At 56.3% G+C, this 25,553-nt stretch carries 25 protein-coding genes and 1 tRNA gene; 15 read left to right on the top strand and 11 right to left on the bottom strand.

All coding sequences use genetic code 11. The annotated features are described in order from the left end of the window. Position 1 precedes the first annotated feature (1 nt). From recJ to lysS, 3 genes are all read left to right on the top strand, one after another. Positions 2-1,735 (top strand): single-stranded-DNA-specific exonuclease RecJ, encoded by a 1,734-nt coding sequence (gene recJ / locus CDA56_RS24310; RefSeq protein WP_032751182.1) that lies wholly within the window; start codon positions 2-4, stop codon positions 1,733-1,735. 85 nt (positions 1,736-1,820) lie between these two features. Further along, positions 1,821-2,919, top strand: a protein-coding gene (gene prfB / locus CDA56_RS24315; RefSeq protein WP_103813946.1) for a peptide chain release factor 2 whose coding sequence is annotated in 2 segments (ribosomal slippage) — positions 1,821-1,895 and positions 1,897-2,919 — 1,098 coding nt in all. Because the reading frame shifts where the segments join, the coding sequence is not laid out codon by codon here. A 9-nt stretch (positions 2,920-2,928) separates the two neighbouring features. Then, positions 2,929-4,446, top strand: a complete 1,518-nt coding sequence (gene lysS, locus CDA56_RS24320; RefSeq protein WP_004134430.1) for a lysine--tRNA ligase — start codon at positions 2,929-2,931, stop codon at positions 4,444-4,446. Between the two features lie 40 nt (positions 4,447-4,486). Here lysS and idi read toward each other — a convergent pair whose 3' ends face one another. Genes idi through CDA56_RS24340 form a run of 4 tightly spaced genes read right to left on the bottom strand, consistent with a single transcriptional unit; the run spans position 4,487 to position 7,903 of the window. Then, entirely contained in the window at positions 4,487-5,035 is a 549-nt protein-coding gene (gene idi / locus CDA56_RS24325; RefSeq protein WP_025105973.1) for an isopentenyl-diphosphate Delta-isomerase, read from the bottom strand. 52 nt (positions 5,036-5,087) lie between these two features. Further along, entirely contained in the window at positions 5,088-5,804 is a 717-nt protein-coding gene (locus CDA56_RS24330) for a DUF554 domain-containing protein (protein ID WP_038423599.1), read from the bottom strand. A gap of 14 nt (positions 5,805-5,818) precedes the next feature. After that, positions 5,819-6,397: a UbiX family flavin prenyltransferase gene (locus CDA56_RS24335; RefSeq protein ID WP_064404219.1), complete on the bottom strand. Its 579-nt coding sequence runs from the start codon at positions 6,395-6,397 to the stop codon at positions 5,819-5,821. Positions 6,398-6,409: 12 nt separating this feature from the next. Further along, complete coding sequence (locus CDA56_RS24340; RefSeq protein WP_103813944.1) at positions 6,410-7,903, bottom strand: UbiD family decarboxylase; 1,494 nt, start codon at positions 7,901-7,903, stop codon at positions 6,410-6,412. Between the two features lie 216 nt (positions 7,904-8,119). Between CDA56_RS24340 and CDA56_RS24345 the strand changes: the two genes are divergently transcribed. From CDA56_RS24345 to arsC, 6 genes are all read left to right on the top strand, one after another. Then, on the top strand, positions 8,120-9,016 hold the full coding sequence (locus CDA56_RS24345) for a LysR family transcriptional regulator (RefSeq protein WP_103813942.1): 897 nt from the start codon (positions 8,120-8,122) through the stop codon (positions 9,014-9,016). A gap of 88 nt (positions 9,017-9,104) precedes the next feature. Next, a complete protein-coding gene (gene actS / locus CDA56_RS24350) occupies positions 9,105-9,830 on the top strand; it encodes an amidase activator ActS (protein WP_004124922.1) in 726 nt (241 codons plus the stop codon). An 80-nt stretch (positions 9,831-9,910) separates the two neighbouring features. Further along, a tRNA-Gly gene (locus CDA56_RS24355) sits at positions 9,911-9,984 on the top strand. Between the two features lie 159 nt (positions 9,985-10,143). Then, positions 10,144-10,494: a transcriptional regulator gene (locus tag CDA56_RS24360; RefSeq protein ID WP_103813940.1), complete on the top strand. Its 351-nt coding sequence runs from the start codon at positions 10,144-10,146 to the stop codon at positions 10,492-10,494. Positions 10,495-10,546: 52 nt separating this feature from the next. After that, positions 10,547-11,839 (top strand): arsenite efflux transporter membrane subunit ArsB, encoded by a 1,293-nt coding sequence (gene arsB / locus CDA56_RS24365; RefSeq protein WP_103813938.1) that lies wholly within the window; start codon positions 10,547-10,549, stop codon positions 11,837-11,839. Between the two features lie 13 nt (positions 11,840-11,852). Beyond that, positions 11,853-12,278, top strand: coding sequence for a glutaredoxin-dependent arsenate reductase (gene arsC, locus CDA56_RS24370; RefSeq protein ID WP_103813936.1), 426 nt, complete (start codon positions 11,853-11,855; stop codon positions 12,276-12,278). 17 nt (positions 12,279-12,295) lie between these two features. Here the strand turns inward: arsC and CDA56_RS24375 are convergent, their stop codons facing one another. Beyond that, positions 12,296-13,564: an MFS transporter gene (locus CDA56_RS24375; protein ID WP_103813934.1), complete on the bottom strand. Its 1,269-nt coding sequence runs from the start codon at positions 13,562-13,564 to the stop codon at positions 12,296-12,298. Between the two features lie 213 nt (positions 13,565-13,777). On the opposite strand from CDA56_RS24375, the gene CDA56_RS24380 reads away from it, so the two are divergent. Then, a complete protein-coding gene (locus tag CDA56_RS24380; protein WP_103813931.1) occupies positions 13,778-14,308 on the top strand; it encodes a P-loop nucleotide/nucleoside kinase family protein in 531 nt (176 codons plus the stop codon). A gap of 28 nt (positions 14,309-14,336) precedes the next feature. Here the strand turns inward: CDA56_RS24380 and CDA56_RS24385 are convergent, their stop codons facing one another. The 6 genes from CDA56_RS24385 to CDA56_RS24410 form a co-directional block, all read right to left on the bottom strand. Continuing rightward, positions 14,337-15,986 carry an OFA family MFS transporter gene (locus CDA56_RS24385; protein WP_014226731.1) on the bottom strand — a complete coding sequence of 550 codons (1,650 nt, stop codon included), beginning with the start codon at positions 15,984-15,986 and terminating at the stop codon, positions 14,337-14,339. Positions 15,987-16,310: 324 nt separating this feature from the next. After that, positions 16,311-16,700, bottom strand: a complete 390-nt coding sequence (locus CDA56_RS24390) for a VOC family protein (protein ID WP_103813928.1) — start codon at positions 16,698-16,700, stop codon at positions 16,311-16,313. 1 nt (position 16,701) lies between these two features. After that, positions 16,702-18,036 carry an L-fucose:H+ symporter permease gene (gene fucP / locus CDA56_RS24395; RefSeq protein ID WP_025106032.1) on the bottom strand — a complete coding sequence of 445 codons (1,335 nt, stop codon included), beginning with the start codon at positions 18,034-18,036 and terminating at the stop codon, positions 16,702-16,704. Positions 18,037-18,072: 36 nt separating this feature from the next. Continuing rightward, entirely contained in the window at positions 18,073-19,014 is a 942-nt protein-coding gene (locus CDA56_RS24400; RefSeq protein WP_047722945.1) for a ribokinase, read from the bottom strand. An 11-nt stretch (positions 19,015-19,025) separates the two neighbouring features. After that, positions 19,026-19,715 carry a D-allulose 6-phosphate 3-epimerase gene (gene alsE / locus CDA56_RS24405; RefSeq protein ID WP_103813926.1) on the bottom strand — a complete coding sequence of 230 codons (690 nt, stop codon included), beginning with the start codon at positions 19,713-19,715 and terminating at the stop codon, positions 19,026-19,028. Positions 19,716-19,824: 109 nt separating this feature from the next. Next, a complete protein-coding gene (locus CDA56_RS24410; RefSeq protein WP_046876704.1) occupies positions 19,825-20,625 on the bottom strand; it encodes a DeoR/GlpR family DNA-binding transcription regulator in 801 nt (266 codons plus the stop codon). Between the two features lie 363 nt (positions 20,626-20,988). On the opposite strand from CDA56_RS24410, the gene deoC reads away from it, so the two are divergent. The 5 genes from deoC to CDA56_RS24440 all read left to right on the top strand — a co-directional run bounded on the left by deoC (position 20,989) and on the right by CDA56_RS24440 (position 25,154). Further along, positions 20,989-21,738, top strand: a complete 750-nt coding sequence (deoC, locus tag CDA56_RS24420; protein WP_046876706.1) for a deoxyribose-phosphate aldolase — start codon at positions 20,989-20,991, stop codon at positions 21,736-21,738. A gap of 53 nt (positions 21,739-21,791) precedes the next feature. Next, positions 21,792-23,297, top strand: a complete 1,506-nt coding sequence (locus CDA56_RS24425; protein ID WP_103813922.1) for a xylulokinase — start codon at positions 21,792-21,794, stop codon at positions 23,295-23,297. Between the two features lie 61 nt (positions 23,298-23,358). Next, the gene (locus CDA56_RS24430) at positions 23,359-24,132 is read left to right on the top strand and encodes a DeoR/GlpR family DNA-binding transcription regulator (protein ID WP_009654966.1); all 774 of its coding nucleotides are present in this window, start codon (positions 23,359-23,361) and stop codon (positions 24,130-24,132) included. Next, positions 24,113-24,307, top strand: coding sequence for a type 2 periplasmic-binding domain-containing protein (locus tag CDA56_RS30995; RefSeq protein WP_170064946.1), 195 nt, complete (start codon positions 24,113-24,115; stop codon positions 24,305-24,307). Before CDA56_RS24430 ends, CDA56_RS30995 begins: the two co-directional genes overlap by 20 nt. A 424-nt stretch (positions 24,308-24,731) precedes the next feature. Further along, the gene (locus tag CDA56_RS24440) at positions 24,732-25,154 is read left to right on the top strand and encodes a hypothetical protein (protein ID WP_009654947.1); all 423 of its coding nucleotides are present in this window, start codon (positions 24,732-24,734) and stop codon (positions 25,152-25,154) included. Positions 25,155-25,553 lie beyond the last annotated feature (399 nt).

A 25,553-nucleotide genomic window follows, 5' to 3' on the forward strand; every position in this document is an offset into this window, starting at 1 on the left:
CGTGAAACAACAGATACAACTACGCCGCCGCGAGGCGGCTGACGGCGTCGATTTACCTGCCGATCTCCCACCGCTGCTGCAGCGGCTGTACGCCAGCCGCGGCGTGCGTAGCGCGCAGGAGCTGGAGCGCGGCGTGAAAGGCATGCTGCCGTGGTCGCAGCTCACCGGCGTCGAAAAAGCGGTAGAGATGCTCTACGGGGCATTTAAGCAGGGGCTGCACATTGTGGTGGTCGGCGATTTTGACGCCGACGGCGCCACCAGCACCGCGCTGAGCGTTCTGGCCCTGCGGGCGCTGGGCTACGGCAACGTCTCGTACCTGGTGCCAAACCGTTTTGAAGATGGCTACGGCCTGAGCCCGGAAGTGGTCGATCAGGCTCACGCCCGCGGCGCGCAGATGATTATGACCGTGGATAACGGCATTTCTTCGCACGCTGGCGTCGATCGCGCCCATGCGTTGGGTATTCCGGTGCTGGTGACCGATCACCACCTGCCGGGGGATTCGCTGCCCGCGGCGGAAGCGATTATTAACCCGAACCTGCGCGACTGTGAGTTTCCGTCGAAATCGCTGGCCGGGGTGGGCGTGGCTTTTTATCTGATGCTGGCGCTGCGCACTTTTCTGCGCGATAAAGGCTGGTTTGAGGAGCGCGGCATTGCGCCGCCGAATCTGGCTGACCTCCTCGATCTGGTGGCGCTCGGCACCGTGGCGGACGTCGTACCGCTGGATGCCAACAACCGTATTCTGACCTGGCAGGGGCTGAGCCGCATCCGGGCGGGGAAATGCCGTCCGGGCATTAAAGCGCTGCTGGAGATCGCCAACCGCGACCCGCAAAAGCTGGCGGCAAGCGATCTCGGCTTCGCGCTCGGTCCGCGCCTGAACGCCGCGGGCCGGCTGGACGATATGTCCGTCGGCGTGGCGCTGCTGCTATGCGACAACACCGGCGAAGCGCGGGTGCTGGCCAATGAGCTGGACGCGTTGAACCAGACGCGCAAAGAGATAGAGCAGGGGATGCAGGCGGAAGCCCTGACCCTGTGTGAGAAGCTGGAGCGCAGCGGTGAGACGCTGCCCGGCGGCCTGGCGATGTACCATCCGCAGTGGCACCAGGGCGTCGTCGGCATTCTGGCCTCGCGTATCAAAGAGCGTTTCCATCGTCCGGTTATCGCCTTTGCGCCCACCGGCGACGGTACGCTCAAAGGCTCCGGTCGGTCGATTCAGGGGCTGCATATGCGCGATGCGCTGGAGCGTCTGGATACGCTCTATCCCGGGCTGATTCTGAAGTTTGGCGGCCATGCCATGGCGGCGGGACTATCGCTGGAAGAGGCGCGCTTTGAAGAGTTCCAGCAGCGCTTCGGCGAGCTGGTGACCGAGTGGCTCGATCCTGCGCTGCTGCAGGGGGAAGTGGTCTCCGACGGTCCGCTGGCGGCGGCAGAGATGAGCATGGAGGTCGCGCAGATGCTGCGCGACGCCGGACCGTGGGGGCAGATGTTCCCGGAGCCGCTGTTTGACGGCCGTTTCCGTCTGCTACAGCAGCGCCTGGTCGGCGAGCGTCATCTGAAGGTGATGGTTGAGCCGGTCGGCGGCGGCCCGCTGCTGGACGGTATCGCGTTCAATGTTGATACTTCCCTTTGGCCGGATAACGGCGTTCGCGAAGTTCAGCTTGCCTATAAGCTTGATATCAATGAGTTCCGCGGCAACCGCAGCCTGCAGCTGATCATTGACCACCTCTGGCCAAATTGAGAACAGTATATTAATGAGGGCGCGAATCCGGTAGAATTCCGCTCTTATCACCGCATTTTGACGAATCCATTAAAAGAAACCGACCATGTTTGAAATAAATCCGGTAAAAAACCGTATTCAGGACCTCACGGAGCGCTCGGACGTTCTTAGGGGGTATCTTTGACTACGATGCTAAGAAAGAGCGTCTTGAAGAAGTAAACGCCGAGCTGGAGCAGCCTGACGTCTGGAACGAACCAGAGCGTGCGCAGGCGCTGGGTAAAGAGCGTTCCTCGCTGGAAGCCATCGTTGATACGCTGGATCAGATGTCTCAGGGGCTGGAGGACGTTTCCGGCCTGCTGGAGCTAGCCGTTGAAGCCGAAGACGAAGAGACCTTCAACGAAGCCGTCGCCGAGCTCGATGTGCTGGAAGAGAAGCTGGCGCAGCTGGAATTCCGCCGGATGTTCTCCGGTGAATACGACAGCGCCGATTGCTACCTCGATATCCAGGCCGGTTCCGGCGGAACGGAAGCGCAGGACTGGGCCAGCATGCTGACGCGCATGTATCTGCGCTGGGCCGAAGCGCGCGGCTTCAAGACCGAGATCATCGAAGAGTCTGAAGGCGAAGTGGCGGGCATTAAGTCCGTGACCATCAAGATTATCGGCGACTACGCCTACGGCTGGCTGCGTACCGAAACCGGCGTTCATCGCCTGGTGCGTAAGAGCCCGTTCGATTCCGGCGGCCGCCGCCACACCTCTTTCAGCTCCGCGTTCGTTTATCCGGAAGTGGATGACGATATTGATATCGACATCAACCCGGCGGATCTGCGCATTGACGTTTATCGCGCATCCGGCGCGGGCGGTCAGCACGTTAACCGTACGGAATCCGCGGTGCGTATTACCCACATTCCGACCGGCTTAGTGACCCAGTGCCAGAACGACCGTTCACAGCACAAGAACAAAGACCAGGCCATGAAGCAGATGAAAGCGAAGCTTTATGAGCTGGAAATGCAGAAGAAAAATGCCGAGAAGCAGGCGATGGAAGATACCAAATCCGACATCGGCTGGGGCAGCCAGATCCGTTCTTACGTGCTGGATGACTCCCGCATTAAAGATCTGCGCACCGGGGTGGAAACCCGCAACACTCAGGCGGTGCTGGACGGCAGCCTGGATCAATTTATCGAAGCAAGTTTGAAAGCAGGGTTATGAGGAACCAACATGTCTGAACAACAAGCACAGGGCGCTGACGCGGCAATTGACCTTAATAATGAACTGAAAGCCCGTCGTGAGAAGCTGGCCGCGCTGCGTGAGCAGGGTATCCCGTTCCCGAATGATTTCCGTCGTGACCACACCTCAGACCAACTGCACGCTGACTTCGATGGCAAAGAAAACGAAGAGCTGGAAGCGCTGAACGTTGAAGTCGCCGTCGCTGGTCGCATGATGACCCGTCGTATCATGGGTAAAGCCTCCTTCGTTACGCTGCAGGACGTTGGCGGCCGCATTCAGCTGTACGTCGCCCGCGACGATCTGGCGGAAGGCGTCTACAACGAGCAGTTCAAAAAGTGGGACCTCGGCGATATCATCGCGGCGCGCGGTAAGCTGTTCAAAACCAAGACCGGCGAGCTCTCTATTCACTGCACCGAGCTGCGTCTGCTGACCAAAGCCCTGCGCCCGCTGCCGGACAAATTCCACGGCCTGCAGGATCAGGAAGCGCGCTATCGTCAGCGCTACCTGGACCTGATCTCCAACGATGAATCGCGCAACACCTTTAAAGTGCGTTCGCAGATCCTGGCGGGCATTCGCCAGTTCATGGTCGGCCGCGGCTTTATGGAAGTTGAAACCCCGATGATGCAGGTGATCCCCGGCGGCGCGTCCGCGCGTCCGTTCATCACCCATCACAACGCGCTGGATCTGGACATGTACCTGCGTATCGCGCCGGAACTGTACCTGAAGCGTCTGGTGGTTGGCGGCTTCGAGCGCGTGTTCGAAATCAACCGTAACTTCCGTAACGAAGGTATCTCCGTTCGCCATAACCCAGAGTTCACCATGATGGAACTCTACATGGCGTATGCGGATTACAAAGATCTGATTGAGCTGACCGAATCCCTGTTCCGCACCCTGGCGCAGGACGTTCTGGGCCATACTGAAGTGCCTTACGGCGATCAGACTTTTGATTTCGGCAAGCCGTTTGAAAAGCTGACCATGCGCGAAGCGATCAAGAAGTATCGTCCGGAAACCGAGATGGCCGATCTGGATAACTTCGATTCTGCAAAAGCCATTGCGGAAAGCATCGGTATCCACGTTGAGAAGAGCTGGGGTCTGGGCCGCATCGTGACCGAGATCTTCGAAGAAGTGGCGGAAGCGCACCTGATTCAGCCGACCTTCATTACCGAATATCCGGCAGAAGTCTCTCCGCTGGCGCGTCGTAACGACGAGAACCCGGAAATCACCGACCGCTTTGAATTCTTCATCGGCGGGCGTGAAATCGGTAACGGCTTTAGCGAGCTGAACGATGCGGAAGACCAGGCGCAGCGTTTCCTCGATCAGGTTAACGCGAAAGCCGCCGGTGACGACGAAGCGATGTTCTATGACGAAGACTACGTTACCGCGCTGGAGCACGGCCTGCCGCCGACCGCGGGCCTGGGTATCGGTATCGACCGTATGGTGATGCTGTTTACCAACAGCCACACCATCCGCGACGTGATCCTGTTCCCGGCGATGCGTCCGGTAAAATAAGCATTACGCGAATTAACAAACCCAGCAGAGCTGGGTTTTTTTATGCCTGGTTGCTAAAGCTGATTAATGCGTTACGCGCATTATCGTCCGCCGCCTGCAGCACCATCCACGGGCTAAAAGCCCAGGGCGTCGCGCGAATCCCGCTTAACACATCCGCAAGATTGCTCCACTGAAAATCCATCACTTCGTCAGGATTTATCCGTAACGCGCTGGCGACTCGTGCCGCATAGACCGGGCAGACCTCGTTTTCGACAATGCCATTCGGCGCAACGGCCCGATAGCGGAACCCCGGGAAGACCGGGGCGATGCGGGTAATCTCAACGCCGAGCTCAAAGCGGCAGCGGCGCTCAACGGCCTGTTCGAAGGTTTCGCCGGTTTGCGGATGCCCGCAGACTGAGTTCGTCCATACGCCTGGCCAGGCTTTTTTGCCCAGCGAACGGCGCGTGACCAGCAGCTGACCTTGTTCATTGAACAGCCAGCAGGAAAACGCGAGATGCAAAGGGGTATCGAGGGTGTGGGCGGCATACTTCTCCAGCATACCTGTAGGCTTATCTTGCTCGTCCAGCAAAATGACATGTTCCCCGGCCATGACAACTCCTGAAATAAAAAATGACCCGGCACAAACCCGCCGGGTCATGTACTCAGGCCACTAGGGTAGCCCATAAATGGGACAAAGGCATTACCAAAACAAGCCCTGGCAGCATGTTGGCTACCGGAAAGAGCTTAATGTTACAGATGCGCAACCCTGTCGCCACCATCAGCAGTCCGCCGGCGCAGGAGAAATCCGCCATCATGTCAGGCGAGATCGACGGCAGAATAACCACCGCCAGCATCGCCAGCGCCACCTGAATAATGACCTGCGGGACAGCAATGGTCATTACCGCGTAGCCCAGCAGCGTCGCAAAGATCCCGGCGGTAAACAGATCGAGAATCGTTTTGATATACAGAATCGACGGATCGCCGCTCATGCCTTCGGTCATTGCGCCGAAAATGCCGGTGCCGCTGGCGCAAAACAGAACCAGGATAGCGACGAATTTCTCGGTAAACTCTTCGTGGCCGAGGCCATTGACCGGCGGCAGCACCTTGTTGATCAAGCCGCGCGTGGAGCCTGCGGCTTTACCGATGCCTTTTTCCAGATGCAGCAGTTCGCCGAGGATGGCGCCAATCACCATGGCCAGCACGACGGCGGGCATATATTTCACTTTGAGCACCAGCGTGATGCCAAGACCAACGGAGCACAGGCCGAAGGTCATCGGCAGCGCCGTTTTTACGCGCTCGGGGAGCTTGCCGCCCGCCGCAGCGCCGATGAGTCCGCCGATAATCACGGCGGCTCCGTTTACATATGGGCCAATTAACATTGAGTCATTTCCGGTTAATTAATACGTAGCTCGCCTTCACCCCAGCGGGGGATGTTGTTGACCTGCAGGTCAAACAGATCGAGCGCGCGATTAACGCTATGGGTAACGATGTCGTCCGCCGTTTGCGGACGCTGGTAAAGCGCCGGGACCGGCGGAAAGATAATTCCGCCCATTTCGGTTACGGCGGCCATATTGCGGATGTGGCCAAGGTTCAGCGGTGTTTCCCGGGCCAGCAGCACCAGGCGGCGACGCTCTTTCAGCACCACGTCCGCAGCGCGGGTGAGCAGGTTGTCGGTCAGGCAGTGGGCGATGGCGCCTAAAGAACGCATTGAACACGGCGCGATCAACATTCCCAGCGTTTTAAACGAACCACTGGAGATAGCCGCCCCAAGATTCGCGATGGGATACACCACGTCGGCCAGCGCCATCACGTCGTCCAGGCGGTAATCCGTCTCCAGCTCGCAGGTTTTTTCCGCGCCTTTAGAGACGACCAGATGGACCTCAACGGGATGCGGGCGCAGCAGCTCCAGCGCCTTAACGCCGTACTGAAACCCGGATGCGCCGCTGATACCAATGATGATGCGTGTCGTCATGGTGTTCTCCCTTTATTCGAAATCCGGCAGGAAGCGCTTCACATCCACTTCTTTAAATCTGGAACGCTGGAAGGTGTGCTTCAGATGGAACGGCACCGTGCAGTCGAATATCGTTTTGCAGGACATTCCCTGCTGCAGGATGCTCGGGCTGTATTCCGGTACCTGCGACGGATCGAGCGGATGGCAGCGTACGCCGGGAATAACGATCGTATCGACATCGCCCTGGTAGCGGGTTTGCATGGCCCAAAGTACGTCATCGCTATCGAAAATATCGACGTCTTCATCGACCAGAATCACGTGCTTCAGTTCCGGGAAGGCAGAGAACGCCAGCAGGGCTGCCTGACGCTGACGCCCTTCGTCCGCCGGGGAGGATTTTTTAAACTGCAGCACCGCCAGCAGTTTGCCGCCTCCCGCGGAATGGGCGAAGACGTTCAGCAGCTTGCCGGGCATCGCGCGTTCGACCATATCCAGAATGCTGGCTTCGGTCGGGATACCGGCCATATTGACGTGTTCTTCACCTGGTCCTACGGTGGTGCGCCAGATGGGATTGATACGGTGAGTGACGGCTTTCACTTTGATGACCGGGATCGCCTCTTTAGCTTCGCCGGTGTAGCCCGGAAATTCGGGCATCGCGCGGCCGGTATGGGTGTTCTGATCTTCTCGTACGCGCGCGTTGGGCAGCAGTTCGCCTTCAATCACGATCTCAGCGTGGGCGATCGCTTTCTCGTTAATAGTTTTACACTGCGTCATCTCCACCGCTTTGCCGCGCAGCGCGCCGGCGATGCTTAACTCATTGAAGCCCAGCGGGGTGGTCGGCGGCTCAAAACAGGCGGCAATTTCAATGGCCGGATCGACGCCGATGCTGATTGAAATCGGCAACGGCTGGCCTGCCGCTTCCGCCTTCATGCGAAAAGCATCAATATGGCGGCCGGGCGTTAGCCACATGGAGAGCTCGTCGCGGCTCTGGACGCACAGGCGATGAATGGTGATATCGGACTCATGGGTTTCTGGATCGGAGGCGTAGCACAGACCCATAGTGATATAGGGGCCCGCGTCTTCTTCGGTATTCGTCGGCGCCGGCAGCAGCTTGCGCAGATCGAAATCGGCATCGCTCGCCAGGTGGACCACTTGCTGGCAGACCGCTGCGCCCTGAGCCATCACCGGCGCTATCGCATTCTCCACCGAATCCTTCAGCAGATGCCCCAGTTTTGCCGATTCACACTGGAGGAAATGGCTGACGCGCTGGCGTGAGCCATTCAGGCCAATCGCCACGCTGATATCTTTAAAGCCTTTGATTTTGTTAAAGACCATGACCGGGCCATTTTTGCGGGTCGGACGCTGGCAGGTCCCGCCGGCGCCTACGTAACGATAGACGCCGGAGAGTTCAGCATGCGGGTCGACTTCGGTATCGGTTTCAACATACTCGCCGGGAAGCGTTTTCAGCAGTTCCAGCGCGGAGCGTAAATCATGTACCGATGAGGGGGTTTTGTTATCACTATTTGCCATGGGATGTTTCCTTCGGAAAAGAAGTTTTGCTCCCTGCACAATATTTTCCCTGGTGCGCATAAACAAATACCGTTTACCGGATGGTCAGTAGATCAAAAAAGTTTATTTTAACAAGGTGTTAAATAATGATTAATTAATATGAGGCGCAGCGCTGCGGCTTTTTATTTCTCCGGCTAAGTGTGATACTGGTGATAAATTAAACTACGGATGATGGTGATGGATTTAAAGCGCTTACGCTATTTTTGTCGGGTGGTGGAAAAAGGTTCGGTTAGCCAGGCGGCGAAGTCGCTGAACATGGCTCAGCCGCCGCTCAGCAAGCGGATTCAGGAGCTGGAAGAGGAGCTTCAGGTATCGCTGTTTGTTCGCCGGGGAAATCGCATTGAGCCTACGGAAGCCGGTTTTTTCCTCTATCGGAAAGCTTGTGAAATATTACGCCAGGTAGAAGATACGGCGCGGGAAACGGCGGATATTGCGCATAAAAACAGAACTGAATTGCGAATCGGCTTAACTCACCTCTATCAGAATTATTTTAAAGCGTTGCTGATGGAGGTATATCGACGTCATCCGGATACCTCCATAAATATTTCCGTTACCGACTCCAGCCATCTCGAGACGTTATTAACTGAGGGCGTAATTGATTTCGCCTTAATCCAGCGCCCCTACCGTAGCGAAGGCTTTGATTATGTCTCTTTTGACCCGATTAAGCTGGTTGCGGTGATCAATAAAACGTGCCTGCCGGGGCCGCCGTCTAATCCTTATAGCTACACGTCGCTGGCGGCACTGCCGCTGGTGCTGCTCCATAGAGCAAAGGATTCAGGGACTTATGAGATGCTTATGGAGCTATTTCGTAAGTCCGGAATCAACGCGAAGGTAATTATGCATATTACGCAGCCGGGCGTTATCCTCGACTGGCTGGAGTCAGGACTTCAGGCGGCGACGCTGCTACCTTCTTCTGAAGTGGAAGCCGATAAACTTAGCCAGTGTTACGTAGTCGATGTTTTCCCCTCGCCGCAAATATTCTACCCGGCGCTGGTCAAATTGCCGTCTATGCCTTATCTGCCCGCGCTGATGGATATTATTGCGCATGGCTATCCGTTTAATACTTCTGTATGACGGGTAGCGATTGGGGAATGCCCTGGGGACTGGTATGATAATCGCCCTGGTTTTGAGGTGAATGTTAGTGTTAAGCGCAGGACGCCTGATGAGAAAACGCTTTGTTATTGCAATAATGTTGCTGAGCAGCCTGATCGTCGCGGGGTGTTCCAGCTCATCCGATTCCGGTTCCACCTACACCGTGAAGCGCGGCGACACGCTATACGCTATCTCACGTTCCACTGGCACCAGCGTCAGGGATCTCGCCCGTCTCAATAATATTTCACCTCCCTATACCATCGAAGTCGGGCAAAAGCTGAAGCTAAACAGCGGTTCCGGGACCACGGCGAAGGCGGGGGCATCCGGCAAGAAATCGTCAGCGAAACGTACCGCCGCCGTGACGCCATCTTCGGCGGTGCCGCAATCCTCCTGGCCACCGGTCGGGCAACGCTGCTGGCGCTGGCCAACCAGCGGTAAAGTAGTGCTGCCATATTCCACCAGCGATGGCGGCAATAAAGGTATCGATATCGCCGGTAAGCGCGGCCAGCCGGTGTATGCGGCAGGGGCGGGCAAAGTGGTGTACGTGGGCAACCAGCTGCGCGGCTACGGCAACCTGATTATGATTAAGCATAATGAGGACTATATCAGCGCCTACGCGCACAACGACAAGCTGATGGTGAATAACGGCCAGAGCGTGAAGATTGGCCAGCAGATTGCCACCATGGGCAGCTCGGACGCGGACTCCGTGCGCCTGCACTTCCAGATTCGCTACCGGGCGACGGCGATCGACCCGCTGCGCTATTTGCCGCCGCAGGGCAGTAAGCCTAAGTGCTAAAAGGTTATTTTATCGGCATTTAGCCTGGTTTGGGCTTGTCAGCGGGTGCGTAAGGTCTATAATGGCCCTCGCACCTCCTCGCGGGCGTAGTTCAATGGTAGAACGAGAGCTTCCCAAGCTCTATACGAGGGTTCGATTCCCTTCGCCCGCTCCAGACTTCTGAATTCTTTTCTTCCCCTATAAATTGATCTGGTTAACCCGCCAGGCATACTTGCCTCTTGTTTTTTGTTACTTAATACATCTGTTTTTTCATATGTGATATTGAACTTATATCTCTGTGGAGTATCCTGTCCATCGACGATTGGGAGGAATGATGTCATTAACACCCTTACAGCTTTTTAAAAATCTGTCCGATGAAACCCGTCTGGGTATTGTGCTGCTGCTTAAAGAGATGGGGGAGCTGTGCGTGTGCGATCTCTGCACGGCGTTGGATCAGTCGCAGCCCAAGATCTCCCGTCACCTTGCTATGCTGCGGGAAAGCGGATTGTTGCTGGATCGCAAGCAGGGTAAGTGGGTGCACTATCGCTTATCACCGCATATGCCTGCATGGGCGGCAAAGGTAATAGAGCAGGCCTGGTTAAGCCAACAGGAGATCGTACAGGCCATCGCCCGCAAGCTGGCATCAGCAAACTGTTCTGGAAGCGGTAAAGCGTTCTGCCTTTAAAAATTTGCCGTAACATATATGTTTTTTCGAATGTGATTTTCAGGGAGGGGGTATGCTACTGGCAGGTGCTATTTTTGTCCTGACCATTGTTCTGGTTATCTGGCAGCCGAAGGGGTTAGGCATCGGCTCGAGTGCGACGCTGGGCGCGGTACTGGCTTTGATTGCTGGCGTCGTACATGTAGGTGATATTCCGGTGGTGTGGAATATCGTCTGGAACGCGACGGCGACCTTTATTGCGGTGATTATTATTAGCCTGCTGCTCGATGAGTCCGGCTTTTTTGAATGGGCTGCGCTGCACGTATCTCGTTGGGGAAACGGTCGTGGCCGTTTGCTGTTTACGTATATCGTTCTGCTCGGCGCAGCGGTGGCGGCGTTGTTTGCCAACGATGGCGCGGCATTAATATTGACGCCCATCGTGATTGCCATGCTGCTGGCATTAGGGTTCAGCAAAGGCACCACGCTGGCATTCGTTATGGCTGCCGGGTTTATTGCCGATACAGCCAGCCTGCCGCTTATCGTGTCGAACCTGGTGAATATCGTCTCGGCGGACTTCTTTGGACTGGGCTTCACTGAGTATGCGTCGGTAATGGTGCCGGTGGATATTGCCGCTATTATCGCCACGCTGGTGATGTTGCATCTGTTCTTCCGCAAAGATATTCCACCGACTTACGACCTGGCTCTTCTGAAAGCACCGGCAAAGGCGATTAAAGATCTGGCAACCTTCAGAACCGGCTGGATAGTTTTAGTTCTTCTGCTGGTTGGGTTCTTTGTCCTCGAGCCGCTCGGTATTCCCGTTAGCGCGATTGCGGCTGTTGGAGCTGTGATCCTGTTTGCAGTAGCTAAACGAGGCCATGCCATTAACACCGGCAAAGTGCTGCGCGGTGCGCCATGGCAGATCGTCATCTTCTCATTGGGGATGTACCTGGTGGTCTACGGTCTGCGCAACGCCGGGCTAACCGAATACCTTTCAGGAGTGCTGAACGTGCTGGCGGATAAAGGACTCTGGGCCGCGACGCTGGGTACTGGCTTCCTGATGGCTTTCCTGTCTTCGATCATGAATAACATGCCTTCCGTGCTGGTTGGTGCGCTCTCTATCGATGGAAGCACCGCAACAGGCGTTATCAAAGAAGCGATGATCTACGCCAACGTGATTGGCTGCGATCTGGGGCCGAAAATTACGCCGATCGGTAGCCTGGCAACGCTGCTCTGGCTGCACGTACTTTCACAGAAGAATATGACCATCACCTGGGGCTACTATTTCCGCACCGGGATCGTCATGACTCTGCCTGTGCTGTTTGTAACGCTGGCCGCGCTGGCGCTACGTCTCTCTTTCATTTTGTCGTGAGATACTGCTATCTATGAGCAACGTCACTATTTATCACAATCCGGCCTGCGGCACCTCGCGTAATACGCTGGAGATGATCCGCAATAGCGGTACTGAACCCACCGTTATTCATTACCTTGAAAATCCACCGTCACGCGATGAGCTGGTCAAACTCATTGCCGATATGGGGATCGCGGTGCGGGCGCTGCTGCGTAAAAATGTTGAGCCTTATGAAGAACTGGGCCTCGCAGAAGATAGATTTACTGACGATCGGTTAATCGACTTTATGCTGCAGCATCCGATCCTGATTAACCGCCCGATTGTGGTGACGCCGTTGGGAACGCGCCTGTGCCGTCCTTCTGAAGTTGTTCTGGATATTCTTCCCGATGCTCAGCAAGGAGCTTTCGCTAAGGAAGATGGCGAGAAAGTGGTGGATGACGCGGGTAAACGGCTGAAATAAAAAAATCCGGGGCGATCTCATTCTTTATGAACATTGCCGTGGAGGTGACGATTATCTGTTGATGCCTCCTGATGCCGCTTACGCAGTTCCAGCAGCCGGGAAACCAGTATTACCACGGCGATCCCGGCCATCAGCGCCGCGCAGTGGAAGGCGATTCTGCCTCCGGCATGGAAGTAGATCCAACGGGTTGCCTCAATGGAAGCGGCAAACGCGCTCAGGGCCAGAATATTCAGCGTGGCGGACACGGTGCCTTTTGGCAGATGATGGGAAAAGAGCGTGAAGCGGAACAGCACCGGGTAGAGTAGCCCAATCCCCAGCGCATAAATGCTGGTACCCAGCACCGACCAGAACCAGACATGCGGCCACAGAAGATTACCGACCAGCAGGATCAGCAGGCCGGTCAGCTGTATCGGAATGGTACGCCAGATAAAGCGCGGCGAAGTTGGGTCTTTTACCACGTTCGCCACGATCGCGCTGGCGATAATCAGCCCACTGAACACCGGCACCTGAGTCCAGGCATATGCCGCGGGAGACATGCCGCCGTGTTCAATCAGAATCACCGGAGAGAGCGCCACCCAGGTGATCATCGGCACGTTGCCAAAGGCCACCGCCAGCGAACCGGTCAGCACCACGGGATGACGAAACGCCGCGATGAAATCAGCCAGCACTTCCCCCGGTTTAAATCCCCGTCCCTGAGAGATAACGGTTTCCGGCATTTTAAAAAGCAGCAGGGCCCAGGCCACCAGGCCCAGCGCGCCAATAATGGCAAACAGCAGTTTCCAGTGCATCACCGTCATTAGCGTCGCGCCCGCCAGCGGTCCGATAACTGGCGCAAGCAGGACGATAGAGGTTAGCGCAGCCATGATTCTGATCGAATCGGTTTCCCCAAACGCTTCCTGAATCGACACATAGCCCACGGTTGAGATAAAGCAGATGCTTGTTCCCTGGATAAATCGGGCGACGAAGTATTGCGCGATCGAAGCGACAAACAGCATGCTCAGGCAGGAGAGAGCAAAAATCAGGGCGCCGGTGAGCAGAACGGGGCGGCGGCCGATACGATCTGACAGAGGGCCCAGCAGCCACTGCAGCGCCAGGCCTCCAGCCATATACAGGCTGACCGATGCCGGAGCAAGGGTGACATCAGCCTGAAGCTCGTTGATGATATGGATAATGCCTGGCTGAATAAGATCCGTGGTCAGGTAAGCCGAAAAATCATAAATAATCATCGCCAGCGGAAACAACATGACGCTGCCGTACTGGATTAAACGCCGTGGCGGGGTATTCATGCGGGCTCCGGGGAATCTGCCATCCTGCATCTTAGTATCTGTAAACAAACTCAACAGACCCTAAATGGAGATAAATTAAGCCTGTTTTTTTGTGGTTTTTTGGCCTTATACCACGTGCGCACATCAGCGCTGGACGTGAGGCGATCGGCGCTCTATTGTCATCAACGTCCGGAAGTTGTCATTCATTAAAGGCGCTTAAATAACGGGATATCTATGTTACTGATCTTTGGCGGTCTGCCCGGTACCGGGAAATCAACCATTGCTCGCCTGCTGGCCGCCAGGCTGGGGGCCGTCTGGTTACGGATTGATTCAATTGAACAGGCGCTGATTCGCGCCGAAACCGTCACCAGGCACGATATAGGGCCAGCCGGATATCTGGTGGCGTACGCCATTGCCGCGGATAACCTCAGGCTGGGCAACGTGGTGATTGCCGACTCAGTTAACCCTATAGCCATTACCCGCCAGGCATGGAGAGAAGTCGCGACCGGGAATGCCGCGCCGTTTCTGGAGATAGAATTGACCTGCTCCGACCAAATACAGCATCGGTATCGCGTGGAAAACCGCGCAGCGGATATTCGCGGTCATATCCTGCCGGACTGGCAAAAGGTTATCACCCGTGACTACGAACCCTGGCGCACCGCCAGCCTGACTCTGGATACCTCGGTGCTGACCGCCGAAGAGGCGGTAGAGCGGATCGGTGAGCATATTGCGTCACGCGATCGCCACGCGCCGGTAGGTTCGTAGCAGCCGCCGGGCCATCGGCGGCAACAATCTACATAAAGAATTTCACGGCCTGCTGGAGGGTGGTACCGACGCCCCATAACAGCGGCACGCTCACCGCCAGCCAGCTTACGGTTAACAGCAGCGTGGACGGGCGGGGCTCCCACGTGAGCTGGGCATCCTTGTTGATGGTGTACAGTCCTTTCGCCTGCTGCTGCTGTTCCGCGGTCATCGCATGCTCTTCCGTCAGCGGACGCACCAGCTGATTACAGATAAAACCCAACACCAGCAGGCCGGTCAGGACCATCAGCGTAATATCGTAGACGCGCTCGGGCGAAACCCCGTGCGTTAGCTGATATTCGCGCAGATAGTTCACCAGAACCGGGCCGCTGATCCCCGCCGCCGACCAGGCGGTTAACAGGCGCCCGTGAATCGCGCCCACCATTTGTGAGCCAAAGACATCAGCCAGATAGGCGGGAATACTGGCAAAGCCTCCGCCGTACATCGAAATGATAATGCACATCGCGCAGACATAAAGCGCGATATAGCCGCCGTGATTCACCAGCGGCAACGTGCCGTACAGCACGGCGCCCAGGCAGAAAATGATCGCAAAGGTCATTTTGCGCCCGCACAGGTCGGATACCGATGCCCAGAAAAAGCGTCCCAGGATGTTAAACAGGCTGAGCAGACCGGTAAATCCTGCGGCCATGGTTGCAATGCGTTTCAGCTGCTCGCCGTTCAGCTCATGCCAGCTGAGATCGAGCGACAGCAGTTTGCCGGCAAAGATCTCCTGCAGCATCGGCGAAGCCATACCGAGAATGCCGATCCCCGCGGTGACGTTGAGCCACAGCACCATCCACAGCAGCCAGAACTGCGGAGTGCGGCAGGCAACGCGGACGTGCACCTGGATCGTGGGATTATTGCGGATCGTTTTCTGCGCCTTCTCACCCGAAGGATGCCAGCCCATGGGCGGCAGGCGATAGCCAAAGGTACCGGCGAGCATAAACAGCGCATAAATCGCCGCCAGCGCCAGAATGCTTTGCCATACTCCGTTGCCGGCCGGACCGGCGAAGTAATTCATCAGACCGTTTGCCAGCGGTGCGCCCACCAGCGCTCCCCCGCCAAAACCCATGATCGCCATCCCGGCCGCCATTCCGCGCTTGTCAGGAAACCAGCGCAGCAGCGTCGAAACCGGTGAAATATAGCCCAGTCCGAGACCGATTCCGCCGATGACCCCGGCCCCCAGCCACAGCAGCCACAGCTGATGGAAATAGATAGCGACGCTGGAGAGCAGCAGGCCGCCGCACCAGCACAAGGTGGCAATAAAGCTCACCAGCCGCGGTCCAACCTTCTCAAGCCAGCTGCCCCACAGCGCCGCCGAACAGCCGAGAAAAACAAAAAACAGCGTGTAGGTCCAGCCCAGCATGGAGATTTTCCAGTCGCAATCGCGGGTAAACAGCTGCTGCCAGAACGACATCGTGGCGGGGCATTGCAAGGACGCGCTTCCTCCTATGAGCTGCGACATAGGCAGCCAGTAAACGGAAAATCCATAGGCCATACCTATGCAGAGATGAACCGCCAGCGCGGCCGGCGGCACCAGCCAGCGGTTAAAGCCGGGCCTGGCGATGATACGGGGTTTCGCGAAAAAATCGCGGAGGGGAGAGACCGGTGCGGTCGCGATGTTTTCATTCATTTGCGCCATTTTCCTGTCCTTTTTATCGATATTGGCCGACGAATGCTGCGGTTGGGGAACGTAGATAAAAGGCAAGAACGGTGCCATTTGATTAAATTGTGTACAAAAATGGCGACTGAAGCGAGCAAGCTTCGCCGAACGGCTGAGGCGAAAAGCCCGCCATCGGCGACGGAGGCACCGCCCGCGATAAAATCGCCGGGCGCGCTATTATTTTGATAAACGGCGATCTCAGAGTGATACGCGTAGTGGCTTATGGCAGCAGCGTCAGGTCAGACCCGCTTTGGCCGGGTCTAACCGAACAACAGGATGGTGAAATGATTTCAGTTCAACGCGTTAATATTTAAAGGCATCGAACTCGAGCCGTTCGCCATCGGGGCCGCGAATAAGCAGGAAGCGCACATTTTCTTCTTCAATCGGCCCTTCATCAAGCGGATAACCGAGCGCCGCCAGCCGCTGCTGCACCGCATCCAGATCGCTGACTTCCAGCGCCAGATGATCGATACCGCAGCGAGGGGCGTCAAAAGGCGTTCCTTCGGGAAGCTGGTACAGCTCGAGGACGGCGCCCGCCATTTCAAGAAACGCGACTTCAATAACGCCCTGCGGCGACGGTTTGCTAAACCGCTGCTGGCGCTGAAAGCCCAGCGGTTCATAGAAGGCTAGCGAACGCGTTAAGTCGCTGACCTGATAGCCAATATGAGCAATCGTGTTGATCAGTTCGCGCATGTTATACCCCCTTACGCACGCACCAGAAACCGTAGAAAGCGACATACACAAAGCACACAAGTGGAGCGATAAAGGCGATTTGCATATTGCCGCCGTTCATATCCGAGATAATGCCCATCACCAGCGGAATAACGGCCCCGCCGATAATCGACATCACCACGATCGAGCCTGCGGTCTGGGTATCTTTCCCCATCCCTTTGATTACCAGACCAAAGTTTGTCGGCCAGCATGGTGCCATACAGAAGCTGACCAGAATGAGCGCATAGACCGCCAGCATTGAACTGCTGAATACGGCAACCAGTAAAAGGGCGGTGGCGGCCAGGGCAAAGGTACCGAGCAGCAGCGCCGGATTCAGGCGGTTCATCAACCAGGTGGCCACGGTTTTACCCACGGCGTAAATCACCAGAGAAGCCAGCAGCCAGTAAGTCGCGGAGTGCTCGCTGGTGCCCTGCTGCACGAGCTGCACAAAGCGAATCGTGAAGCTCCATACGCCAACCTGGGCGCCGACGTACAAAAACTGCGACAGGATCCCGAGGCGAAAGCGCGGGATGGCAAACAGGCGTTTCAGCGTAGGCCCCATGCTTTCCGTCGGGAGCTGTTGCTGCTGAGAGGGCGTGCCCTTGCACGACGGGAATTTAATAAACACGAACACCAGCGCCAGCACCACCAGCACGGAGCCGATAATCAGATAGGGCCCGACCACCTGGCCGACCATCTGATGGCGCGCGGCGTCCGCGGCGGCGGCGGGCATCGTCAGCAGCTGTTCATGGCTCGGATCGTTTTCGCCGAAGACCATCACCTGGCCAATCAGCACGCCGGAAATCACGCCCAGCGAGTTGAAGATCTGCGAAAAGTTAATGCGCTGGGTGGAGGAGTGGATCGGGCCCAGCAGGCTGGAGTAGGTGTTTGCCGAGGTTTCCAGAAAAGAGAGTCCGCAGGCGATCACCCCCAGGCAGGCGAGGAACGCGCCGTAGGTCATGATCTGCGCGGCCGGGACGAACAGGAAACAGCCGAGGGCGTACAGGCACAGCCCAATAATAATCGCCGCTTTATAGGAATAACGCTTAATCAGCGCCGCCGCAGGCAGGGCGACAAAGAAGTAGCCGAGGAAAAAAATCGACTGCACCAGCGCCGTCTGGGTATCCGTTAAATCGAAGCCCTTTTTAAACTGGGCGATCAAAATATCATTCAGGTTGCCCGCCATCCCCCAGAGCGCAAACAGGCAACAGACCAGTAAAAATTGCAGCCAGGGGGTGTGCGGTAAATACGCGCTGGTGTCCAGTTTTTCATTGTGGACCGCCGCTTTATCGACCTTATCCGTGATTAGCGTACTCATTGAGCTATCCTCTTAATGGTTTTTATACAGTAGGGTTTAAGCCATTTCATAATCAGAGGCGGCACGTAAAAGCCGTTCTCGTGCCTCCTGGTAATCCGGTAAAGATGATGCGCCCTGCTTTTCGACGCTGACGGCGGCGTACGCCGCCGCAAATCGGGCCGCGCTATGCAGCGGCTCGCCGCAGGCCAGACGCGCCGCCAGCGCGCCGTTAAAGGCATCGCCCGCGCCGGTGGTATCGCGGGGATGAGAAGGAAAGCACGGAATAGGGGATTTCACGCCCTGCTCGCTCAGCAGGGCGCCCTTTGCGCCGAGGGTGATAATGACGTTGCGCGCGCCCTGAGCATGCAGCGCATCGGCGGCCTCGGCCGCGGCCGCCAGAGAGTCAACCCGGCGCCCGGTCATTAACCCGGCCTCCGTGGCGTTCGGCGTGAGCAAATCCACTTTGCTTAGAAAGGCGTGCTCAACGGGCTGCCATGGGGCGGGATTGAGCACCACGAAGGCCCCGGCTGCTTTCGCGGCGTCAACGACCTGTTCAATGGCGGAAAGATTGTTCTCCAGCTGAACCAGCACCACATCCGCGCAGCCGATAGCGGGAATGCAGCCGGCGATTTCATCATCGGTCACCGTCATATTCGCGCCGGGGTCGACGGCAATCATGTTTTCGGCATCGTTGCCGGCCACATAAATCAGCGCATTGCCGGTGGGGACGTCTTCGGCGACCAGCAGCGTCACGGCGTTAAACCCCACGCCCTTCAGATGACGGCGGGCAAAATGGCCGAAGGTATCATTGCCAATCTTGCCGATATAGTGAACATTCGCCCCCGCTTTTAGCGCGGCGGTGGCCTGGTTCGCCCCTTTTCCGCCGGCGCTGGTCATGCTCCCGCAGGCCACTAACGACTCGCCCGGCACCGGAAAGCGCTCCACTCTGGCCACCATGTCGAAATTGAATGAACCAAAAACACAGACTTTTCCTGACATCATTCGCTCCTTTATACGTGCTCGGGGGAGTGCAGCGCGGCGGACAGATCGCGGGACATTTTTTCCCAGGCCTGCTCGAGCGGCATATCCGGGCGGAATAAACCGCTGCTGCCCATCACCAATACCTGCGCCCCGGCTCCCAGCAGCTCACGGTAGGTGTTGCGGTTACATGAGCCGTCGACTTCCAGCAAGAAGTTGAGGCTGCGGCTCTCTTTTAGCTGATGAAGCTGCGCGATTTTGGCGGTCATTTCGGGAATAAACGGCTGACCGGCATAGCCCGGATCGACGGTCATCACCGTGACCTTATCGAGCAGATGCAGATAGTGCTGGATGCTCTCAACCGGCGTGGCGGGATTGAGCACCATCCCCACCTCTTTCCCCGCCTGGCGAAGCATATTGATGACCCGAAAAGCTTCGCGGCAGATGGTTTCCGGATGCAGGGAAATGGCGTCTGCTCCGGCTTCTATCAGCGCCGGGATAAACGGGGCGGGCTCTTCGACCATCAGGTGGACATCGATGGCAAGCGACGTATAGGGCCGAATCTGCGCCACAAAGCTGGCCGATAGCGCCAGGTTTTTCACATAGTGCCCGTCCATCACGTCGACGTGCAGCCTGTCGGCTTTGCCGTTTAAAAAGTGCAGCTGTTCCGCCAGCTTCATCATGTCCATACACATGAGCGAGGGAGAAAGGTAATAACGCATAAGGCCTCTTTTATTCCGGTAGTGGCTGATTTCAGGCAAAGTCTGGCCCTGCCGCGGGAAGCAGCGTTTCGACAATGCGCGTAGTCACCGTCACGTCATGACGGCGTACTCAGGCGATCTGTAGCCCGACGTTATGCCAGGTCATCTCTTTTTCCAGCAGCGGATCGACAAACTTTTCGGTGATTAAACAGTCCAGCTCGCCCAATCCGCCGATCCGCGCGACGCCTGTTCGCCCCAGCTTGCTGCCGTCGACCAATGCCACGGTCTGACGGGCGGCCAGCATCATCTGTTTCAACAGGGCGGCATGGGCTTCCGTACCCGCATATAAACCGCTATCGCGCTCCAGACCCTGGCAGGAGAAAAAGAGCGTATCGACGGCGTACTCGCGCAGCGTTCGTGAGGCGGTTTCACCGAAGAACGACTCCTCGGTCGGGGAAAAATCGCCCCCCAGTCCCACGAGATGCAACGAGCGTCTGCTCATCAGCGTTTGCAAAATGCGGATAGAGGGCGTGATAACCGTTAGCGCCATCTCCGGCATCTGCCGGGCCAAAAACCAGCTGGTGCTGCTGCCGTCCAGGACAATGGTCTGTCCCGGCTGGAGACACTGCAGCGCTTTGCGGGCAACGCGCATTTTTCCTTCGCTGTGCAGCAGCGTTCTCTGCTGAAAGCTTCCCTGGCTATCTTCGACCGGCAGGGCGGGCGACGCCGCTCGGATCGCCGGCAGCGGGTTCTCCGCCGCCAGCGCTCCGCCATGGCTCCGATTTAAGATCCCTTTCCGTTCCAGCTCGCTCAGATCGCGGCGAATCGTTTCCCTGGAGACCCGAGTCGCTTGCGCAATCTCATTCACCCGCATCACGCCGCGTTGGCCCAGCAGTTCAACAATCAAACGATGACGTTCCAGCGGCAACATAGCTCTCTCCTGAAGTACATAATCAGATTACCTTTCCCTTGCGCAGGGCGTTGAGACCTCCGGAATATCCGGCGAAGGCGACCGTTTTGTCGCCGGTCAATGTGACAGCGTACGCATTTTGGCGTCATATCCGGCAGCGGTTTCGCTCTCTCACCCGTTATTCAGGCATAAACAAAAACAAACAAAAATAAATGCAATATTGCCTTTGCGCCCGTTTATGCCCGTTTGCGCCCGTTCATCAAGGGCATCGTTCATTTCCCGCCTGCTAATTAAAAGCAAATGAAAATAAAAAAATGCTAATTTGATCACGTTATTTTCATTTGATGCGTTTTTAAATGGATTTAAGCCGATTAAGAGCATTAAATGAAAGCAACTAAAAACAAAGAGCAGGATAAAACCATGAATGAAACAACCCGTCGTTTTGCACGTTTAGTCGACCTGAGCGCAGTCCAGGCCACCAGTACCGAAGCGGACGTTCGCGCCTGCGCCGAGCTGGCAACCCGATACAACATTATTTCCGTCCACGTTCTGCCCTGCTGGACGCGTTTTCTCAGTACGCTGCTGCCACAGCAGGGGACGGGAGAGGTGATGATTGGCGGGCCGGTCGGCTTTCCCGGCGGCGGGCATGCGACTGACACCAAGGTTCAGGAAGTGCGGCAGCTGATTGCCGATGGCGCCCGCGAAGTGGATATGGTGGTGAATATCGGCAAAGTGTTATCCGGCGATTATGACTATGTGCGCGAAGATTTGCGCCGCGTGGTGGAGGCCGCCGCGCCGGTACCGGCGAAGGTGATCCTCGAAACGCACTATCTCAATGAGGAGCAGATTCGCCGCGTGTGCGATATCGCCGTAGAGGTGGGGATGAAGTGGGTCAAAACCTCCACCGGCTGGGCGCCGACCGGCGCGACGGTGGAAAAAGTCAGCATTATTGCCGACCAGCTTAAAGGACGAATCGATATCAAAGGCGCCGGGGGGATTCGCGATCTGGCAACGGTGCGCGCCCTGTACCAGCTTGGCGTCCGCCGCTTTGGCATGAGCCATGGCGCGGTCACAAAGGTGCTGGCTGAACTGGAGCAGCACCCGGAACGCTTTCCCGAGCTGAACGCCGATTAAACTGAGAGACCGCGGGCCTGATGGCCCGCCTTAAGACGTCACCGGAGTCAGTGATGAAAGATAAAATACTCACGATTGATGTTGGCACTGGCAGCACCCGCGCCGCTATTTTGCGCATTGACGGCGCGATGATCGGCTTTGCGCAAAGAGAGTATGAGCAAACCACGCCGCGTGCGGGCTGGTCAGAACAGGCCCCTTCTCTATGGTGGCAGGCCGCCTGCGACTGTATACGCGAGGTGCTTTACCGCTATCCTGAAACGGCTGCGCAGATTGCGGTTATTGGCGCCTGCGGGCAGATGCACGGCACCGTCCTGCTGGACGATCGCGGCGAGCTGGTGGAGGACAGGGCGCTGCTGTGGAATGACAAGCGCAGCCAGCCGCAGGTGGAAGCTTTTACCGCGCGCGAAGGGCGGGAAAAGTGGCTGGCGCATTTAAATAATCCGCCCGCGGCGGCCTGGCCCGCTTTCAAATTAGCCTGGTGGCGTGAACATCATCCGGAGCGCTGGCCAAAGCTCGCCAGGGTGTTGATGCCGAAGGACTATATTAATTTCATGCTGACCGGCGCTCTGGCGACCGACTATAGCGAGGCGTCCTGCTATTTCCTGATGGACAGCGAAACCCGCGCCTGGTCTTCGCAAGCCTGCGAAACGTTTGGCCTGCGGGTCGATCAGCTACCGGACCTCAAACTTTCCAGCGACATTATCGGCCAGGTGACCCCGCGCGCCGCCGGCCTGACGGGCCTGCCGCCAGGGATCCCGGTGGTTGCCGGTACGTCGGACATGGCGGCCTCTCTGCTGGGCTCGGGAGTATATGAGCCGGGGATGGCGTCCGACTCCACCGGCACGTCGACGCTGATCACCGTAGTGTCGCCGCGGCCGTTACGCCACCCGCTGGTCAATAACCTTCATCTGGCTAACGCGGCCTGGGGCGGATTTACGATTCTCGACGCCGGCGGCGATGCCGTCCGCTGGGCGCGGCTGGCGATTGCCGATAACCAGATTACCCACCCGCAGCTTTTGCAGGAAGCTGCGGCGGTGCCGGCCGGTGCGGAAGGGCTGCTCTTTCTTCCCTATCTGACGGGAGAGCGCCTGGCCGAACACACGAACTCGCGGGCGCAGTTCTTCGGCCTGCAGCGCAAGCATCGCCGCGGTCATTTATTCCGCGCGGTCCTGGAAGGGGTGGCCTTTGCGTCCTGGCGCAATCTGCGCCAGCTGCAGGCGTGCGGGCAATATCCGCAACAAATGATCGCTTCCGGCGGCGGCGCGCGCAGCCCGCTGTGGCTTGAAATCAAAGCCGCGGCGTACAATCTTCCGATATTATCTACGCGCAATCAGGAGAATGGCGTCACCGGATGCGGTATTATCGCCGGGGTTGGCGCGGGGCTGTACGCGGATTTTGCCAGCGGCGTGAGGCAGACGGTGCAGTTCGATAAGCTGATTTCGCCGGATCCCCGTCTGCGGGATTATTACCACGCCTGCAGCGAGCTTTTTGATACGCTCTACCGGCAATCCGCCGCCTTATACGACAGGCTGGATGCCCTGAGCGCAGGACCCGACTGATAAGCAACGGTAAGCCAGCGCCGCGTCGCGCGTAACGTGCCGTAAATAAGAGAGAGGCAGAATGTTTGCAGAAGAAAGACAGGAGAAGTTGCTCAGTATTCTCAGGGAAAAACGCAAAGTGGCTGTTTCTGAGATGTGTGACGTCTTTAATGTATCTGGCGCCACCATTCGTGCCGATCTCCGCCAGCTGGAAGAGGAGGGACTGCTGACCCGTACCCACGGCGGCGCCGTCCTTCGCACGCGGGCGAGCTTTGAACAGGCATCGGACGCGCGTGAAATTGTCAACCTCAGCGCGAAAGAGCGGATCGGCCAGCGCGCGGCGGCGCTGGTTGAGGATGGCGACATTATCGTGCTGGATACCGGCACGACGACACTGCATATCGCGCGCAATATTCGCGACCGACAAAACGTCACGGTGGTCACCAACGATTACCAAATCGCCCGCGAGCTGGAAGCCAGCCCCTCTATTCAAACCATTCTACTGGGCGGGATCGTGAAGAAGGGGTACCACTGCGTGGTGGCGATCAACGGACGCTCCATTCTTGATACCCTGAACGTCGATAAAGCGTTTATGGGCGCCAATTCGCTGTCGCTGAAACACGGCGCCTGCGTGGCCGATATCATGCTGGCAGAAACGAAACGCGGCATGGTTGAACACGCCAGCCAGGTGATTATCGTCTGCGACTACAGCAAGCTGAATAATACCTCGCTTGCCCAGTTTACCGCCGCGGATCGGATTGATACCGTGGTGGTCGATCGTCTGCCCGATGACGTTCAGGCGTATCGTAATGCCGGCATTCAGGTGATCTCCCTGGATGAAGAGGCGCACCTCTAGCGTTCTGTTCCGGCAGCGGCGCACCGATCCGGAGTACTACGGTAAAGGGCTCGGTATTGCGCCGCGTATCAACCAGGCGCTGGAGAAAGTGACGGCTTCTCCCGAATATAGCGCAATTAAAGCGCGCTGGATTAAAGCGTCGTTGATAGTGGCGTACAGGAAAGATACCTCCTGAAGGGTATAGCCCCTCAAACGTTCCTGTATGCCATCGGGAGCATCGGCTTATCCGTCAACGAACAAACGGGTTACTGGTTTTCTCCCTTTTTAAAAGTTTTCAAGACATTATGCGCGTAGCTAATATAATTCTTAGCGCGCGGACATTTAAAATGTAACGCGAAACTTCTGAAAAACATGCCCAATGAAATAAAAAGTGGATTTTATTTCAATCTTTATGTCAGAATCGCGTTATGGCAGTAAAAACCATATTTTATATATTGTCATTATGCAAGCCATAATGAGCGGATACTACCCAACGCTACAGAAATAACATTCTGAGGCGTTGTCTGATTATTCGCATGGAGAATTATCGTGATGCTATCCTGTCTTAAAAACCTCGCTGGTGATTATATAGGATATAAATCATATGGCAGGAAGAATAAATGAGTTCGATGACAAATAGCCTGGAAAGATTAAGGAAGGAAAAGGAGGAGATAAAGCGACAGCGGCGTGAATTTAAAATAAAATTCGTGTGCTTATATGTCTCAATATTGTCACATCTGAAAGCAAATCCTGATAATAAAGTTACCAAGGGTTCTTTTGGCGATGCCAAAAAAATCACTGTGGCAAACGATGGTTTCTTTTTTGATATTAGTTTCAAATATGACTACGCAAGAAATAAAGTGCGGATTATTGTATCTGAAGAAAGCCTGTCGCTGAAAGTCAGGCTCACCCTGCGGCTGACGGCATCAAAAGCGAAATGGCGCATTGTAAAAATATCCCATAAAAAGTTTAAGTATATTTTTAGAGTCATGAAGCCTCAGCTGATTGAGGAGCTTATCGTCTTTTTGATCCGCTATCTGTAGATATCTCCTCTCCGTCAATGGGCCAATGAGCCGGGATGCTCGCTTCGATCGTTCTTCCGGCTGCAGGTTGGATATTCCCTGCCGCGAGTTCCTCCTGGTTTGAGTCGATGAGAATGTCATTAAACGGCATTACTCAATAAAGCCCCCCATTAATGCTGTTTTTTCCCGCTTTTACCCCTTTTATCGCCCGGGTTTTCTGGCGGGATGAGGTTGCCAGGGTAATTTCTTAACTCATTGTAAATAAATGAAAAAGTATCATTTTTATCATGAATACCTCTGTCAATCACATTTCCTCTCTCGCCAACTTTAAATCTGTAAAAGTAGACGTTTGTCGACTTTTCATCTAAAAAGTTGGGGAAGGGACTAGACAGGACCATTATTAGGTTATCAAATGGTTAA

Source organism: Klebsiella michiganensis, assembly GCF_002925905.1.
Taxonomy (GTDB): Bacteria; Pseudomonadota; Gammaproteobacteria; order Enterobacterales; family Enterobacteriaceae; genus Klebsiella; species Klebsiella michiganensis.

Bases quoted from the DNA above. Each gene is read 5' to 3' on its own strand.
- lysS (WP_004134430.1), top strand. From the start codon at position 2,929: ATGTCTGAACAACAAGCACAGGGCGCTGACGCGGCAATTGACCTTAAT.
- idi (WP_025105973.1), bottom strand. From the start codon at position 5,035: ATGGCCGGGGAACATGTCATTTTGCTGGACGAGCAAGATAAGCCTACA.
- CDA56_RS24330 (WP_038423599.1), bottom strand. From the start codon at position 5,804: ATGTTAATTGGCCCATATGTAAACGGAGCCGCCGTGATTATCGGCGGA.
- CDA56_RS24335 (WP_064404219.1), bottom strand. From the start codon at position 6,397: ATGACGACACGCATCATCATTGGTATCAGCGGCGCATCCGGGTTTCAG.
- CDA56_RS24340 (WP_103813944.1), bottom strand. From the start codon at position 7,903: ATGGCAAATAGTGATAACAAAACCCCCTCATCGGTACATGATTTACGC.
- CDA56_RS24345 (WP_103813942.1), top strand. From the start codon at position 8,120: ATGGATTTAAAGCGCTTACGCTATTTTTGTCGGGTGGTGGAAAAAGGT.
- actS (WP_004124922.1), top strand. From the start codon at position 9,105: ATGAGAAAACGCTTTGTTATTGCAATAATGTTGCTGAGCAGCCTGATC.
- CDA56_RS24360 (WP_103813940.1), top strand. From the start codon at position 10,144: ATGTCATTAACACCCTTACAGCTTTTTAAAAATCTGTCCGATGAAACC.
- arsB (WP_103813938.1), top strand. From the start codon at position 10,547: ATGCTACTGGCAGGTGCTATTTTTGTCCTGACCATTGTTCTGGTTATC.
- arsC (WP_103813936.1), top strand. From the start codon at position 11,853: ATGAGCAACGTCACTATTTATCACAATCCGGCCTGCGGCACCTCGCGT.
- CDA56_RS24375 (WP_103813934.1), bottom strand. From the start codon at position 13,564: ATGAATACCCCGCCACGGCGTTTAATCCAGTACGGCAGCGTCATGTTG.
- CDA56_RS24380 (WP_103813931.1), top strand. From the start codon at position 13,778: ATGTTACTGATCTTTGGCGGTCTGCCCGGTACCGGGAAATCAACCATT.
- CDA56_RS24385 (WP_014226731.1), bottom strand. From the start codon at position 15,986: ATGGCGCAAATGAATGAAAACATCGCGACCGCACCGGTCTCTCCCCTC.
- CDA56_RS24390 (WP_103813928.1), bottom strand. From the start codon at position 16,700: ATGCGCGAACTGATCAACACGATTGCTCATATTGGCTATCAGGTCAGC.
- fucP (WP_025106032.1), bottom strand. From the start codon at position 18,036: ATGAGTACGCTAATCACGGATAAGGTCGATAAAGCGGCGGTCCACAAT.
- CDA56_RS24400 (WP_047722945.1), bottom strand. From the start codon at position 19,014: ATGTCAGGAAAAGTCTGTGTTTTTGGTTCATTCAATTTCGACATGGTG.
- alsE (WP_103813926.1), bottom strand. From the start codon at position 19,715: ATGCGTTATTACCTTTCTCCCTCGCTCATGTGTATGGACATGATGAAG.
- CDA56_RS24410 (WP_046876704.1), bottom strand. From the start codon at position 20,625: ATGTTGCCGCTGGAACGTCATCGTTTGATTGTTGAACTGCTGGGCCAA.
- deoC (WP_046876706.1), top strand. From the start codon at position 20,989: ATGAAAGCAACTAAAAACAAAGAGCAGGATAAAACCATGAATGAAACA.
- CDA56_RS24425 (WP_103813922.1), top strand. From the start codon at position 21,792: ATGAAAGATAAAATACTCACGATTGATGTTGGCACTGGCAGCACCCGC.
- CDA56_RS24430 (WP_009654966.1), top strand. From the start codon at position 23,359: ATGTTTGCAGAAGAAAGACAGGAGAAGTTGCTCAGTATTCTCAGGGAA.
- CDA56_RS30995 (WP_170064946.1), top strand. From the start codon at position 24,113: ATGAAGAGGCGCACCTCTAGCGTTCTGTTCCGGCAGCGGCGCACCGAT.
- CDA56_RS24440 (WP_009654947.1), top strand. From the start codon at position 24,732: ATGAGTTCGATGACAAATAGCCTGGAAAGATTAAGGAAGGAAAAGGAG.